Annotated in this window: 13 protein-coding genes, 1 other RNA gene and 1 pseudogene; 3 read left to right on the top strand and 12 right to left on the bottom strand. The window is 43.5% G+C overall.

Annotation, left to right across the window (positions count from 1 at the left end; genetic code table 11):
- Positions 1-32: 32 nt before the first annotated feature.
- The 3 genes from ACH2DQ_RS08855 to ACH2DQ_RS08845 form a co-directional block, all read right to left on the bottom strand.
- Entirely contained in the window at positions 33-830 is a 798-nt protein-coding gene (locus ACH2DQ_RS08855) for an HAD-IIA family hydrolase (RefSeq protein WP_394915661.1), read from the bottom strand.
- Positions 818-2,161: a sn-glycerol-1-phosphate dehydrogenase gene (locus ACH2DQ_RS08850; protein WP_394915660.1), complete on the bottom strand. Its 1,344-nt coding sequence runs from the start codon at positions 2,159-2,161 to the stop codon at positions 818-820. The genes ACH2DQ_RS08855 and ACH2DQ_RS08850 overlap by 13 nt, the downstream gene beginning before the upstream one ends.
- Before the next feature lie 139 nt (positions 2,162-2,300).
- A complete protein-coding gene (locus tag ACH2DQ_RS08845; RefSeq protein ID WP_394915659.1) occupies positions 2,301-3,407 on the bottom strand; it encodes a LacI family DNA-binding transcriptional regulator in 1,107 nt (368 codons plus the stop codon).
- Between the two features lie 225 nt (positions 3,408-3,632).
- On the opposite strand from ACH2DQ_RS08845, the gene ACH2DQ_RS08840 reads away from it, so the two are divergent.
- Positions 3,633-4,013 carry a hypothetical protein gene (locus ACH2DQ_RS08840; RefSeq protein WP_394915658.1) on the top strand — a complete coding sequence of 127 codons (381 nt, stop codon included), beginning with the start codon at positions 3,633-3,635 and terminating at the stop codon, positions 4,011-4,013.
- A gap of 90 nt (positions 4,014-4,103) precedes the next feature.
- Here ACH2DQ_RS08840 and ACH2DQ_RS08835 read toward each other — a convergent pair whose 3' ends face one another.
- A complete protein-coding gene (locus ACH2DQ_RS08835) occupies positions 4,104-4,490 on the bottom strand; it encodes a PH domain-containing protein (RefSeq protein WP_394915657.1) in 387 nt (128 codons plus the stop codon).
- A gap of 279 nt (positions 4,491-4,769) precedes the next feature.
- Between ACH2DQ_RS08835 and pyrB the strand changes: the two genes are divergently transcribed.
- Complete coding sequence (gene pyrB, locus ACH2DQ_RS08830; RefSeq protein ID WP_394915656.1) at positions 4,770-5,690, top strand: aspartate carbamoyltransferase; 921 nt, start codon at positions 4,770-4,772, stop codon at positions 5,688-5,690.
- Positions 5,684-6,112, top strand: coding sequence for an aspartate carbamoyltransferase regulatory subunit (locus tag ACH2DQ_RS08825; RefSeq protein ID WP_394915655.1), 429 nt, complete (start codon positions 5,684-5,686; stop codon positions 6,110-6,112). Before pyrB ends, ACH2DQ_RS08825 begins: the two co-directional genes overlap by 7 nt.
- A 106-nt stretch (positions 6,113-6,218) precedes the next feature.
- On the opposite strand, the gene rnpB is transcribed toward ACH2DQ_RS08825, so the two are convergent.
- From rnpB to ACH2DQ_RS08785, 8 genes and pseudogenes are all read right to left on the bottom strand, one after another.
- Positions 6,219-6,563: RNase P RNA component class A (gene rnpB, locus ACH2DQ_RS08820), an RNA gene on the bottom strand.
- A 44-nt stretch (positions 6,564-6,607) separates the two neighbouring features.
- On the bottom strand, positions 6,608-8,275 hold the full coding sequence (locus ACH2DQ_RS08815) for a nucleoside kinase (RefSeq protein ID WP_394915654.1): 1,668 nt from the start codon (positions 8,273-8,275) through the stop codon (positions 6,608-6,610).
- A 91-nt stretch (positions 8,276-8,366) separates the two neighbouring features.
- On the bottom strand, positions 8,367-9,608 hold the full coding sequence (locus tag ACH2DQ_RS08810) for a cation:proton antiporter (RefSeq protein ID WP_394915653.1): 1,242 nt from the start codon (positions 9,606-9,608) through the stop codon (positions 8,367-8,369).
- Positions 9,609-9,694: 86 nt separating this feature from the next.
- Entirely contained in the window at positions 9,695-10,492 is a 798-nt protein-coding gene (locus tag ACH2DQ_RS08805) for a Nif3-like dinuclear metal center hexameric protein (RefSeq protein ID WP_394915652.1), read from the bottom strand.
- On the bottom strand, positions 10,489-11,181 hold the full coding sequence (locus ACH2DQ_RS08800; protein ID WP_394915651.1) for a tRNA (adenine(22)-N(1))-methyltransferase: 693 nt from the start codon (positions 11,179-11,181) through the stop codon (positions 10,489-10,491). Before ACH2DQ_RS08800 ends, ACH2DQ_RS08805 begins: the two co-directional genes overlap by 4 nt.
- Before the next feature lie 16 nt (positions 11,182-11,197).
- On the bottom strand, positions 11,198-12,301 hold the full coding sequence (gene rpoD / locus ACH2DQ_RS08795) for an RNA polymerase sigma factor RpoD (protein ID WP_394915650.1): 1,104 nt from the start codon (positions 12,299-12,301) through the stop codon (positions 11,198-11,200).
- Positions 12,302-12,378: 77 nt separating this feature from the next.
- Positions 12,379-14,145, bottom strand: coding sequence for a DNA primase (dnaG, locus tag ACH2DQ_RS08790; protein ID WP_394915649.1), 1,767 nt, complete (start codon positions 14,143-14,145; stop codon positions 12,379-12,381).
- 11 nt (positions 14,146-14,156) lie between these two features.
- Positions 14,157-14,543: pseudogene (locus ACH2DQ_RS08785) on the bottom strand (deoxyguanosinetriphosphate triphosphohydrolase); the annotation flags it as partial.

Below are 14,543 nucleotides of genomic sequence, written 5' to 3'. Positions count from 1 at the left end.
GGCAGGAATGAATTTTAAAACACGCTCTAGCATTAAGATTCTATATATTCCAGCAATTCCCTTACCGTCCCGAAACAATAATCCGGCGGATAGATGGTATCCTGGAGATCTTCCCGCTTCGCTTCACCGGTGAGCAGCAGACAGGTCTGGGCTTTGCCCTCTATTCCACAGGCAATATCCGTATACAGCCGGTCCCCTACCACCAGGGTTTCTTCTCTGGAAAAACCAGATCGTTTCAAGCACAGTTCCACGACTTCCCTGCTGGGTTTCCCAAGATATCTGGGTTTGCGGTAGACTGCTGCTTCCAGCATATTGCAGATAGCGCCGCAGTCCGGGATAAATCCAAAGGGTGCCGGACAGCACAGGTCGGGATTGGTGGCAAGGTAAGCCACTTCCTTTCGATAAAGCAGCTCACAGGCTTTTTCCAGCTTCTGATAATTCAGCTCACTGTCATATGCCGCTAAAACGCATGTCACGTCATCTTCCACTTCCTCCGTAACTACGATACCCTGCTTTCGCAGTTCTGTAAGGTATGATTTTGTGCCCAGAACAAATATTTTCTGATCCCGGAAATTTTCTTTTAAATAACGGATTGCCATATATCCGGATGTGACAAACTGCTCTTCTTCTGTAGTGAGATTCCACCTGGCAAACTTTTCAACATAATCTCCGTTGCTTTTCGTTGAATTATTGGTAATATAATAAGCTCTTCCGCCAATCTTTTCAATGTATTCCAGTAGTTCCCTGGAGCCGTCAAACAGTGTATCGCCTACGGATAAAGTGCCATCGATATCGAACAGAAACAATTTTTTCTTACTTAATTCTGACATGGAAATTCCCTCACCGCTGATTCTGACATTTCTTCCAGTTCCCCGGTATCAAATAAGAATTGCAGTAAACCAAAGCGGTTACGCAGTTCTTTTGCATATAAGACACTGTTTTTCAAAGTGATTTGATCCACTCCGATGTGCGACGGCTGGCTGGGCGCATCCATTTCTTTTAGCATATTTGCGATAGCATCTGATTTTGGTAAAGCAGCAATCATTTTTCGGATTTCTTCTCTGTGCTTGCCAAATGCTTCTATCCGGCTGTGAACGGCATCGTCTGCATTTTTATGTACCTGGTGTTCTAACAGGATCACCTGCGGTGCTGCCTGTTTATATGCCTCCATAATTTGTTGTTCCCACGCTGCCTGATGCAAAGAAACTTTCTTTTCCTTAAGGGTGTCCAGCTTTTCACCCAGTTTTTCATACATTCTTAATCCCAAAACCGTACCGATCCCCACTTTTGTGCCATGCAGTGCCCCATGGCTGCCTCCGAATAATGACATCATTTCCCAATAATGGGATAAGTGGTGCTCACTTCCGGAAGCAGGGCGGGAATTTCCTACATAACTCATGGCGATACCGGATAAAACCAGCCCTTCCATAATGGAACCGATTGCTTCTTCATCCCGCTCTCTGACTTTTGGTATTGCGGAAACTACCGCTTCAATGGAACTGCGAATGAGGGATTCCACATATGCACAGTAATACTCTCCGGTGATAAGATGAGCGAGTTTCCAGTCAGTCAGACATACATACTTGCCCAGGATATCGCCTGCCCCTGCTGCGATCATAGAAATCGGTGCCTCTTTTAGAATATCCAGATCTCCAATGATCACTTTGGGTTTTCCCACTTCATAGGTTGTCTTTAGATTTTTTACAATCAGCGGAGCCACATTAGAAGCAAATCCGTCCATAGAAGGTGCCGTTGCCAGGATAAAATAATCGATGCTTAATTTAAAACTGATAAATTTGCACAAATCATTGATGGTTCCCGATCCCACAGCCAAAATCAAATCACAACCCTGGGGTAAATCAACCAATAGGCTGCCTAAGATTCGTTCATCCGGTATTAATTCCTCATCCGGAAACACTACCTTTTCGTAATGATATCCATTTTCCTCCAACAAAGCGCAGACTGTCCTGCCTGCAACCTCCTCCGTATGAATATCCGAAACCACACAGATATTTTTGTAATCATAGCGGGATAAGATATCCGGAAGTTTCTTAATTGCACCTGCCTCAATCAATATTTCATCAATATCGCAGCGGTGTTTTTTACTACAGCTGCATGGGATTTCTCTGTTTAAATATTCCTGCCAGTCTTTTATCTTCATAATGGACTCCTTCTTTCCGATATTTTAAGATACCAGTACTGCTTTGCGTACAATGCTTTACCGGTACTGCTTATTCGTTATACTGTACCCGACTTTTTCTGGTTTGTCAAAAGCGGATTCAAATTATAAATAGTTGTTATTATTTATAATTTGAATTATAAACAGCATAAGAAGAGGTTCCGCGAATGATTAGGCGTGGTTCATATTCCACTCTGTGAACCACATGATCTGTGATTTCATATTTTTCAGATTTCTCCCGCTTCCGGCGCTCCATTTTCTCCATCAGAAGTTTACAGGCATCCTCACCCTTTTTTCCGGCATAGTGATCCACCGTAGTCAAATCAATGCCCCGCATCCCGGATGCCAGTATATTGTCGCAGCCAACCACCGATATCTCTTTGGGAATCCGATACTTCTCCTGTAAAAGTGCATCCCGGATGCCCAGCGCGATCATATCATTCAGCCCCACAATTGCTGTAATATCCGGTACTTCTCTGATTAGCTCAAGAGCCAGCCGGTATCCCGTCTGAAACTCCATATCCATGTTCTGCAGGGCGGTGATGCCCTGTTCTTCAACAGGTTCCTTTATAAATACCCGGCAGTCTTTGCCTGCATTCTCAAACTCTTCTGTAAATCCTTCTCTGCGCCTCTGTCTGGCTGGCTGCTTGTCACTGACTCTGGTAGATATGTATCCAACCCTCCGGTGTCCCAGCTCCAGCAGATATCTGGCTATCATACTTCCCGGTTTACGGCTGTCCAGTTCGATGGAATCAACTAATAATTCATTATTTTTTTCACCGATAAAGACCACCGGTATCTTTTTAGCAATGCGGTTCACCATCTCCGGAAAAGCCGGCATACAGGTATAGATGATACCGGATGGACTAAGCTTCTCAAGCCGTTTCAGATACTTTTCTTCCGTGATCAGATTCCGGTTTGTCTGACAGACAAATATATCAAAGCGGTTTTTTAGTGCCGCCTGTTCCACTCCGTCAATCAGCATCCCATAATAAGGATTGTTTAAATTGGGGCAGATTACAAATATCGTGCCTTTCATTCCGGTCTGCTGTCTGGCTGCTTTCTTTTCCATGGAATAGCCTAAGGTCCGTGCCGCCTCTTCCACCTTTTCAATGGTCTCTCTGGAAAACGATACATTGTATTTCTTGTTCAAAATCATTGAAACGGCAGCCTGGGATACTCCCGCTGCATTTGCTACATCTGTAGCTGTCACTTGCTTTTTATTCATCCTTCTACCCTTTGTACCTTACATGCGGACGCCAATGCTGTCACGCTCAGGCATCCTGTTCTATATGTAGCCCTTTATTCCCGCGAGCAACGTACCAAACGAATACGCTGGCGCGTCCAATTGGCGACTGCCAGGGCTGCTGAACCCCCAATGGACAGTCAAAAATCCGTTCCTTTTTATAAAAAATATGAATAATTTTGACTTACTCGGTACATACTCTCCACTATGAAGAATAATTTTATTAAATGCGGCATCTGCGGCTGGTGTCTGGAAATCCTCTGGACCGGCTTTCTGTCCTTCCGGCGCAGAGAACTCAAATTAACCGGAAAATCCTCTATCTGGATGTTCCCTATTTATGGCTGTGCAGCTTTTATCGGTCCTATTTACAAGCGCATAAATAAAAGAAGCGCTGTTTTCCGAGGATTCATCTACACCATGGCAATATTTAGTACCGAATTTTTAACCGGTGCATTCCTGAAAAAACGCGGTATGTGCCCATGGGATTACAGTAAGGCAAAATTAAATGTGAAAGGAGTTATCAGACTGGACTACGCTCCCTTGTGGTTTATCACAGGGCTTCTCTATGAAAAAATCTTAAAACGATAAAGGCTGTTGCATGCAAACGATGTAACAGCCTTTTTGCAAATCTACACAATCCGAAACGTACAGCTGTCAGAATGCAATTCCTAACACGCCTTAGCCACAATCACAGTCCGCATTTGCCTGTGCCCCGTCAAAACTTCCTGCCACATCCATCGTATTCAATGTTCTGCGTTTGATCCGCTGGTCTTCCGAGGCTTCCAGAATAAAATTTTTAATCTGTTTTGCATTTTTAATATGTACCAGTGCCAGGGTGGGATTCGTTACATCCCCGCCATAACAGTGTACGGTACCAAGTCCAAACATCCGCTCCAGCAGGCTGGTATCCAGACGCACATCTACAATCTTATACATATACGCATCATTCTCCTCGTGATTCAACAGCCCTGAATTCACAGTAATGTATTCATTTGTAATGGTATATTTCGTAAATGTCCATGGCAGTCCAAAAAACAGTATTCTTTTTTTCTCAACAAACTTCATATAACCTCCTTCGCCGCCTGTTCCTAACCAAACAAAATACAGGCAGAATTCCATTGTAAAATTCTTCCGGCTGTTCATAAATTTTGTCTCTATTATATCTCATACGCCTTATAATTGCAAAAGAATTTTCCCCTGCCCCCTCCGGTTCTTCAACACACTTCCCATATCTGCAGAACACTTTTACCAGGCATACCCATCCATAAAAAAAGAACTTGAAATTCAATACCATATATTATATGATATTAAAAGCAAATATTCATTGCGCGAAAGGAGAAAACGATGAAACACTTAATGAGTCCTTTAGATTTTAGCGTGGAGGAATTAAATACTATTTTAAATTTAGCAAACGATATTGAAGCCAATCCAATGAAATATGCCCATGCATGTGAAGGAAAAAAACTGGCAACTTTATTTTATGAACCAAGTACCCGAACCAGATTAAGCTTTGAAGCAGCTATGATGAATCTGGGCGGTAACGTACTTGGTTTTTCTTCGGCCGCATCCAGCTCAGCTTCCAAAGGGGAAAGCGTTGCCGATACGATCCGTATGGTCTCCTGCTACGCAGATATCTGCGCTATGAGACATCCCAAAGAAGGGGCTCCTATGGTTGCCTCTATGAAGTCTTCCATTCCGGTTATCAACGCCGGAGACGGCGGTCACCAGCATCCTACCCAGACCCTTACCGATCTGTTAACCATCCGTTCCTTAAAAGGACGCCTTGGCAATTTAACCATTGGATTATGCGGAGACTTAAAGTTCGGCAGAACCGTCCACTCCCTGATCCATGCACTGGTACGCTACACCGGTATCCGATTTGTACTCATTTCTCCGGATGAACTGCGTGTGCCCGACTATATCCGGGAAGACGTTCTGGAACAAAATCATATGGAATACAAAGAAGTAGTCCGCCTGGAGGAAGCCCTTCCGGAATTAGACCTGCTCTACATGACCAGAGTGCAGGGCGAACGTTTCTTCAACGAAGAGGACTATGTGCGTATGAAAGATTTCTATATTCTGGACAAGCAGAAAATGGAACTTGCCAAAGAGGATATGCTGGTATTACACCCTCTTCCAAGAGTAAATGAAATTTCAGTAGAAGTGGATGATGACCCAAGAGCTGCCTATTTTAAACAGGTACAATATGGTGTATATGTCAGAATGGCATTAATTCTTACATTATTGGAGGTAGAAGTATGTTAAACGTCGGACAATTAAGTGAAGGCTTTGTTCTGGATCACATAGAAGCTGGAAAAAGCATGTCTATCTATCACTATCTGAGACTGGACAAACTGGACTGCTGTGTTGCGATTATCAAAAACGCCCGCAGCAATAAAATGGGCAAGAAAGATATTATCAAGGTAGAATGTCCCATCGATTTACTGGATCTGGACATCCTTGGTTTTATAGATCATAACATTACGATTAATATTATCAAAGACGGAACGATTGTAAGCAAAAAAGCACTTTCCCTTCCCGAAAAAATTACAAACGTAATTAAATGCAAAAATCCCCGCTGCATTACTTCCATTGAGCAGGGCCTGGATCAGGTTTTCGTATTAACCGATCCGGAAAAAGAAGTTTACCGCTGTAAATATTGTGAAGAGAAATATGCCGGACGTTAAAACCTGTATAAAACACGCTCCGACACCTGTTACACAAAACAACCGCAGACATCTAAATGCCTGCGGTTGTTTTATGTCCAAATCATTTCAATCTAAAATATGTTTTCATATAAGCAGAACGATAAGCCGGGTTATGTCGTGAATGGTCATCTATCTAGGCCTTTTGTCGCCAAAAGGCTCCAGCGACCTACCTAAAGCTGACGGGCCGCCATATGCTTTCGTTCGGTCTTGCTTCGGATGGGGTTTACATATGCCCCTTCTGTTACCAGAAAGGCGGTAGTCTCTTACACTGCCCTTCCACCCTTACCAGTAAAACTGGCGGTTCATTTCTGTTGCACTATCCTTAGAGTTGCCTCCACCGGACGTTATCCGGCATCCCTGCCCTGTGAAGCCCGGACTTTCCTCGTCTGGCACCTTTCGGTCTGCCAGCCGCGACCATTTATTCTACTTACTTTTGGTATTCTACCATCTCTTTTTATTTTTGTCAATGCAGGCTTACACATTGAAGCAGCTGCCGCCCACAAATTCCCTCAGAATAGAATTATGTGGAATATTCTCACTGGGCATCCCTACAAAATAATCCAAAAACTTTAACAGCCTTTTGGCTTCCAGAAACTCCGGCTCATCCTGGTCGATACTGAATAACAGCGGCTCTGCATATTGCTTCAGCGCAGCCAGTTCATAGATCAGGGCTGAATTAAACATCACATCTGCCTCTTCCTGGAATGGAAAAATGTATTTTTCTTCCCCTCTTCGTACAGATGGCCACATATTAATGGTTCCCTTAGCACTGGTTCCTCTGGTCCTTGCATCTCTGATCATACGGCGCAGCAGCCTTCCGTCTGTTGTGGGAATCCGGTTATGTTCATCAATATTAAGCTGGGTTAATGCACTGATATAAATCTTGAATTTACTTTCTCTTGGAAGGCTGTGGGACAATTTATCATTCAGACAGTGAATTCCTTCCAATACCAGGATATCATTTTCTCCCAGCTGTTTATAATTTCCTTTGTATTCCCGTTTGCCGGTTTTGAAATTGTAATAGGGCAGCTCTACCCGCTCTCCCGCAAGCAAGGCTGTCATATCCTGATTAAACTGCTTCACATCGATGGCTTCCAGGCATTCGAAATTGTGTTTACCTTCTGCGTCCACCGGAGTCTTATCCCGGTCCACAAAATAATCGTCCACCGCTATGGGATGAGGCTTTAAACCATGTGCCGACAGCTGAATAGACAGCCTGTGGGAAAATGTAGTTTTCCCGGAAGAAGACGGACCGGCGATCATCACCAGGCGTTTGCTGGGGTTATTTAGTATCTGTTCCGCCATTTCGCCCATTTTTTTCTCCTGGAGGGCTTCCTGAATCAGAATCAGTTCGTTGATCTCGCCATTGACAATCCGCTCATTTAAATCTCCCACGGTGGAAATATCCAGCATTTTTCCCCATTTCAGGGATTCTTTCTGCACATGGAAGATCTTTGTTTCAGGAAGAAATTCCGGTACAACCCTTGGATGGCTGCGTGTGGGAAACTGTAACACAAAGCCTTCGTCATAGAGATGCATGTCGAAATATTTTAAGTACCCCGTACTGTATACCATATAACCGTAGAAATAATCTTCGAATTCATCCAGATCATAGAGATTTACCGTTGAAACGGTACGGTATTTAAATAATTTTTCCTTATCGATCATCCCATAGTGCCGGAACAGGCGCTTGGCATCCGTTATACTCACATTTCTTTTCGTAATGGGTATATCTTCTTCTACCCGCTTTACCATATAATCTTTCACGTGTTCCAGGAAATCTCTGTCGATTTTTAATTTTCCGTCTACTGTAAAATAATAGCCTTCACTTACCGAATAGTGAGCACAGACCTTTTTGATATTCGCATGTCCTCCCATATGGTAGATAGCCTTTAAGAGCAAAAGCACCATACTTCTGCGATATGCGTCAAAACCGATCTTATCCTCTGCCGTCAAAAATGTAAGCTGGCAATCCTCTTCTAATTCCCTGTGAAGTTCCCGAAGTCTTCCATTTGCCATGACGAGCAGGATATCCTGTTCATAATGATGTTGAAAATCTTTTGCTATTTTGTAATAACTGGTTCCGCAAGGATACTGCTTCTTTTCTCCTCTGGACTCCACTGTTGCCATTTGTTCAGCCATATTATCCCCTGCCCCTTTCTGTCACAGTTCCAGTCGTAACGCTGTACTGGTATAAATACCCTGTATATGTATTATATGTTATATTATCAAATTAAATTACTTTATCGAATGAATCAACCAATGCAGAATCCCTTAAGGGCAATTCCGGTCCAGGTCCTTTTTTAAATATAATTTTTAATAAAATCGGAGTGATAATCGTTGTAATAACCACCACTACTACAATGGGTCCCAGAAAATTGCTTCCAAGCAGCCCAAGCTTTGATCCTTTATTGGCTACGATCAGTGCAACCTCACCTCTTGAGATCATGCCCACGCCAATCCTGGCACATTGATAATTCTTGTAGTGGCAGACCTTTGCCCCTAGTCCGCACCCGACGATTTTGGTCAAAATTGCCACAATGACCAGTATCACGGAAAATGCTATGATCTCTCCTGTCATAGCGGGAAGTTCCACCTTTATGCCGATGCTGGCAAAAAAGATCGGTGAAAGCATCAGATACGACAAGGTGTTAAACCGTGTTTCCACATATTGTGCCCGTTTCGTCCTGGACATGATCAGACCGGCAATAAATGCCCCTGTGATGTCCGCAACTCCAAAGAAATGTTCGGCAACGTAAGACATCACGAGACAGAATACAAACGCCGCAATTGCATGTCTCTGCAGTCCTCTTTCCGTTTGATCGCTCCACTTTTTATAAAACAGATAAAACAGGTAACCCGCGATCAGCGCTACAATAAAAAATGCCACAATCTTTAATAACACATAGACTACATTGACGGAGGTATCCGCCATGCTGGTCACGATTGTTAATGCTATAATACCAAGGATGTCATCAATGATTGCTGCCCCCAGAATCGCATTTCCGGAACGGGTCTTTAATTTCCCCATTTCTTTCAATGTCTCTACGGTTATACTCACTGAGGTAGCGGTCAGGATAATACCAATAAATATATTCTGCAGCAGCAGGGATGCATTTGCATCTGACTCAATTACTCCGGGCCTGTTAAAGAAATATCCCACAACAAGTCCGCCGGCAAGAGGCACGATAACGCCTAATACTGCTATTACGAAACTGGCTTTCCCACTGCGCTTTAATTCCTCTATATCCGTTTCCATTCCTGCACAGAACATCAGTACAATAACACCAAGCTCAGCCGTTGCCTGAATAAAATCAGTTTCTTTCAAAATGCCCAGCATCGCAGGCCCCATAATCAGTCCTGCAAGCAGTGCACCTACTACCTGCGGCATATGATACCTTCTGGTAATCAGTCCCAACACTTTTGTGCTCAAAAGGATGAGCGCCAAATCCAACAAAAATCCATAACCATCCATAAAACTCTTCTCCTTCTTTCTGTCACATAAACCTGTTTTTCTCCGTATTTCTATATTATCTTATCATAAGGGCATCTATCCTTCAATCATGTAAGAACATAAAAAGGGTTTTTCAGAAGCTCCTGCTCCACTTCCAGCCCCGGGAAGGTCTGCTTCAGATAATCTGCTGTCTGTTTTATGAATATATGTTCCAGTCCGTAATGTCCGGCATCGATAATGGATAGTCCCTGGGATACCGCATCCAGTCCTTCATGGTGTCCGATATCTCCTGTGACCAGTACCTGTGCGCCCGATGATACTGCAGGAGTAATCATGCTTTTCCCTGATCCCGGAGATATTGCTGCCCGGCGGACACACTGATCCAATTCTCCGAATATTTTTACTGTGTCAAGTCCAAATGCCTGTTTTACCAGCTCTCCCGCTTCTCTTAAGGTCATTTCTTTTGGTAAATCGCCAACTCTGCCAAATCCCTCTTCCCGGACTGTACTGCCTTCATATCCCCGGTAAGTCACCTCCAGAACTGCCGAATCCTGCAGTTTTAAATAATCTGCACTGAGACCTGCCATCATCAGCACATCATAATTCGTATGCATAGCAAAGCAGGATATATCATTCTGTATCAGCCGGATAACTTTGCGTCCCATAAAATCGTCCGTATTTATTTTTTTCATACCGGACATCAGCAGCGGATGATGGGTAATCAGCATATCTGCTTTCTGATCTATTGCTGCTTCAATTACTTCATCCGTAGCATCTAATGCCACGAATACTTTCTTGATTTCTTTTTCTCTTCTTCCAACCTGCAGACCCGGGTTGTCCCAGTGTGCTGCATAAGAAGCCGGATATCTTTCCTCTAATTTTTGAATCAATTCTGTTCCTGTCATGCGTAATTCCCCCTTGCTGTACGAATACATTTCAGTTCATGTTCCACTTCTGCAATACGCTGTTTTGCGTTATCGCTGTCATTTTCCCGAAGAGTTTCCAACACTTTCCCATATGTCTGTTCCTCTTTTTCCAGGAAAGATTTTAAGCACTTATTTTTCTGCTCTAGTAAAAGCCTGCCATATTTAAAATCAATTTCCCTTTTGTAATCCATCTTTCCATGAACCACTTTCATCATGGGATAATATTTTCCTTCATCCAGAACCATATTTTCTTCCACAACAGCGTAGTTATTATCCTGTAAAAAGCGGCGCACAAAAGCGAGCTCAGACTGTGGCTGCAGAATGAGCTCCTTCACACTTTTCAATACCCCGGATCCTTCCGTCAGTATTTTCATTACCAGGCCTCCGCCCATGCCGGCGATTACCACAGCATCCACTTCCCCACTGTGCAGTGCAGCTGCTCCGTCTGACAGCCTGGTTTCTATATAATTCTCAAGCCCATGATGCTCAATATTTTCCTTGGCACGGTTTAAGGGGCCTTTATTTACATCCATAGCTATTGCACGGGGCACTCTTTTATTTTCAATCAGGTAAATTGGTATGTATCCATGGTCCGTTCCAATATCCGCCAGGCGGCTATTGGAAGTTACCATTTCAGAGACTGCAAGCAGTCTTTTTGATAACTGCATATGATAACTTCCTTTCTTAATCCAAATAGTCCTTTAGCTTGCGGCTGCGGCTTGGGTGGCGCAGTTTACGCAGCGCTTTTGCTTCAATCTGCCGAATACGCTCTCTTGTAACATTAAATTCTTTTCCCACTTCTTCCAGGGTTCTTGCTCTTCCGTCCACCAGCCCAAAACGTAAAGACAATACCTTTTGTTCCCGGTCGGTCAGGGTATCCAGAACTTCTACCAGCTGCTCCCGAAGCAAGGTGTAAGCAGCAGCTTCAGCCGGAACTGCCACATGGTCATCCTGGATAAAATCTCCCAGATGGCTGTCATCTTCTTCTCCCACCGGTGTTTCCAGTGAAACCGGTTCCTGGGACACTTTTAAAATCTCTCGTACCCGTTCCGGAGACATATTCATAACTTCCCCGATTTCCTCCGGCTTGGGTTCCCTGCCCAGATCCTGAACAAGCTGCCGGGATGTACGGATTACCTTGTTGATTGTCTCTACCATGTGTACGGGAATACGGATGGTTCTTGCCTGGTCTGCAATCGCTCTGGTAATTGCCTGACGAATCCACCAGGTAGCATAGGTGCTGAATTTATAACCTTTACTGTAATCAAACTTATCCACTGCTTTGATCAGTCCAAGATTGCCTTCCTGTATCAAGTCCAGCAGCGCCATTCCTCTTCCGGCATAACGCTTTGCAATGCTCACTACAAGACGCAGGTTTGCCTCCGCCAGCTGATGCTTCGCCGCTTCATCGCCTTCCTCTTTGCGGATGGCAAGCTGGATTTCATCTTCTGTAGTAAGTAACGGTACTTTTCCGATTTCTTTCAGGTACATACGGACCGGGTCATCTGTTCCCACACCTTCCGGAACGGACAGGTCTATTTCTTCCGGGTTGATCTCATCTTCATCATCTAAGATTAACGGCTCTTCTTCATCATCATCCGTGATACGCAATACGTCTACTCCGTTATTATCCAGGAAATCCAGAATTTTTTCACACTGTTCTTCTGTAAGATCGGTGCCTTTGAAAAAATCCTGTACCTCTACATATTCTAACACATTTTTCTTTTTTCTGGCGTATGCTAATAAAGCTTTTAATTTTTCCGTAAAGTCTAGTACTTGTTCTTCCATCCTGCATCCTTCCTTTCATAGCTTCCATCGAGATTCCAGGCTCACTAACCATTGCTGTACTGATTACTATTCTTTCCTCAATCCAGGGAAATATGCACTTTTTCGATATCCTGAAGTCTTCGCTTTGCCTGGATAATCTGCTGAAGACCAACAATATCCGTAGGATCTAAATGTGTGGTCTTATACTCGATGCTGTTATTCATCACTCTTGCGATTGTCTCTTTCAGTGCTTTGTTCATCTCTTCTTTTGTCTCAACGCGGATACTGGTATTAAAGAGCGCAGCTGTTTCCCTCTGCTGCTCCGGATCTGTAAAATGGTTAATGATTTTTGCGGGATTTAAGGCACCGCTTTCATACTGTTCAAAAAGCATGGCTGCAACGGTATGATACAGTTCCGTGGTAAAATCGTCCGGTCCCACATACGGTTTGATCTGGGCAAACAAACCGGGATTTTCTATCAGCCAGGTCAGAAGCAGTTTCTGGGATTTTAACATCCCGTCTTCTTTTTCTGTATTTCTGTTTTTCGGCCTCTGTTTTACTTCCGGTGCGGAAATATTCTTCATCGCCATACGGTTCACCAGTTTTCTGAGATTTTCAAATCCCACATGATATCTGGCTGCTACGGCCTCTATATAATTTTCCCGCTCCAGTTCCTGCTCAAACTCCAGCAGTCTTTTTGCGACCTGATTGTAAAATTCCGTTTTGCTTTCCGGGTCATCCATCTGATAACTCTTCTGAAGCACATCAATTTCAAAAAAGAAACTGTTAACGGCGTGGTCGATTCTGTCCTGGAACGCTTCTGCCCCAAGGGCTTTGATAAATTCATCCGGGTCCTTATAAGGCTTCATATCCAGTACTTTTGCAGAAAGTCCGGCAGCCTTTAATATGGGAATTGCCCGAAGAGCCGCTTTCATGCCCGCCTCATCACTGTCATAGGTGAGCACAACCTCTTCTGTATACCGCTTCAGAAGACTGGCATGCTGTGTCGTAAGTGCCGTTCCCAAAGACGCTACCGCATTTTTATAACCTGCCTGATGCAGAGATATTACATCCATATATCCTTCACATACAAGAAGATTTTTCTTTCTTGAGGTTCTGGCAATATTCAGTCCATACAGATTACGGCTCTTATCAAATACCTTTGTCTCCGGGGAATTTAAGTATTTGGGTTTGCCATCCCCCATTACACGTCCGCCAAATCCAATCACTCTGCCATTTACATCCATAATCGGAAAAATCACACGGTTCCAGAACTTATCATACATGCCGTTTTTTTCATCCACATTCATCAGTCCCGACTGGCTTAACAGCTCGTCCGAAATACCTTTCTTTTTCAAATAGAGATATAAATCATCACTATACTTATTGGCATAACCAAGGCCAAAGCCCTTAATTGTCTCATCACTTAATTCTCTGCCTTTTAAATATTCCATCGCCAGCCTGCCGTTTTCCTGGCGAAGCTGGAAATAAAAATAATTAGCCGCCATTTTATTTAAATCCAGAATACGGCTTTTTAAATCCTGCTGCTTTTTCATCTCTTCGTTATATTCCTGTTCCGGCAGATCTACCCCTACACGGTCAGCCAGAAATTTTACGGCCTCCGGAAAGGAATAATTCTCATATTCCATAACAAAGGTGAAAACATTTCCTCCCGCCCCGCATCCAAAGCAGTAATACATCTGTTTTCCCGGACTTACCGAAAAGGATGGGGATTTTTCATTGTGAAACGGACAGAGTCCAAAATAAGAACTCCCTTTTCTCTGCAGCTTTACATATCCTGAAATTACATCAACGATATCATTTTTTAATCTTATTTCTTCTATTGTGTCATCTGAATAAAACATTTCAATTCTCCTTACACCTGCCAGGACTTCGGAATAAAAAGTTCCGAAAATTTATTTATAGAATACTGGTCTGTCATACCAGCTATGTAATCACACACAACCCGTTCTTCTCTTTCATTTCTTTTTTCAATCAGCTCCTGGTATTCGCCTGGCAGCATCTCCAGATGCCGGGAATAATAACGATATAATTCCTGCAGCATATTCCTGGCTCTTGCTTCTTCACCCTTTGCTTTTGGATTGCGGTAAACCTGCCTAAACATAAAGGACCTGAGTCCCTGCATTGCCTCTTCAATATGAGATGACATAATGATATCTGCTTTCTCTTCACTGTTTCTTACAATATCGTGAATCAGGGTATTTAACCTTTCCCGGATCGTAAACCCCAGAATTTCCCGATA

The sequence above is a fragment of the Robinsoniella sp. genome (genome assembly GCF_034124845.1).
The sequence above is the reverse complement of the archived record's forward strand: the minus strand, read 5'-3'. Positions and strand labels throughout refer to the sequence as shown.

Excerpts from the sequence above, each read along its gene's own strand:
- ACH2DQ_RS08840 (WP_394915658.1), top strand. The coding sequence starts at position 3,633 with ATGAAGAATAATTTTATTAAATGCGGCATCTGCGGCTGGTGTCTGGAA.
- ACH2DQ_RS08855 (WP_394915661.1), bottom strand. The coding sequence starts at position 830 with ATGTCAGAATTAAGTAAGAAAAAATTGTTTCTGTTCGATATCGATGGC.
- ACH2DQ_RS08835 (WP_394915657.1), bottom strand. The coding sequence starts at position 4,490 with ATGAAGTTTGTTGAGAAAAAAAGAATACTGTTTTTTGGACTGCCATGG.
- ACH2DQ_RS08800 (WP_394915651.1), bottom strand. The coding sequence starts at position 11,181 with ATGCAGTTATCAAAAAGACTGCTTGCAGTCTCTGAAATGGTAACTTCC.
- ACH2DQ_RS08805 (WP_394915652.1), bottom strand. The coding sequence starts at position 10,492 with ATGACAGGAACAGAATTGATTCAAAAATTAGAGGAAAGATATCCGGCT.
- ACH2DQ_RS08810 (WP_394915653.1), bottom strand. The coding sequence starts at position 9,608 with ATGGATGGTTATGGATTTTTGTTGGATTTGGCGCTCATCCTTTTGAGC.
- ACH2DQ_RS08850 (WP_394915660.1), bottom strand. The coding sequence starts at position 2,161 with ATGAAGATAAAAGACTGGCAGGAATATTTAAACAGAGAAATCCCATGC.
- ACH2DQ_RS08845 (WP_394915659.1), bottom strand. The coding sequence starts at position 3,407 with ATGAATAAAAAGCAAGTGACAGCTACAGATGTAGCAAATGCAGCGGGA.
- ACH2DQ_RS08815 (WP_394915654.1), bottom strand. The coding sequence starts at position 8,275 with ATGGCTGAACAAATGGCAACAGTGGAGTCCAGAGGAGAAAAGAAGCAG.
- dnaG (WP_394915649.1), bottom strand. The coding sequence starts at position 14,145 with ATGTTTTATTCAGATGACACAATAGAAGAAATAAGATTAAAAAATGAT.
- rpoD (WP_394915650.1), bottom strand. The coding sequence starts at position 12,301 with ATGGAAGAACAAGTACTAGACTTTACGGAAAAATTAAAAGCTTTATTA.
- pyrB (WP_394915656.1), top strand. The coding sequence starts at position 4,770 with ATGAAACACTTAATGAGTCCTTTAGATTTTAGCGTGGAGGAATTAAAT.
- ACH2DQ_RS08825 (WP_394915655.1), top strand. The coding sequence starts at position 5,684 with ATGTTAAACGTCGGACAATTAAGTGAAGGCTTTGTTCTGGATCACATA.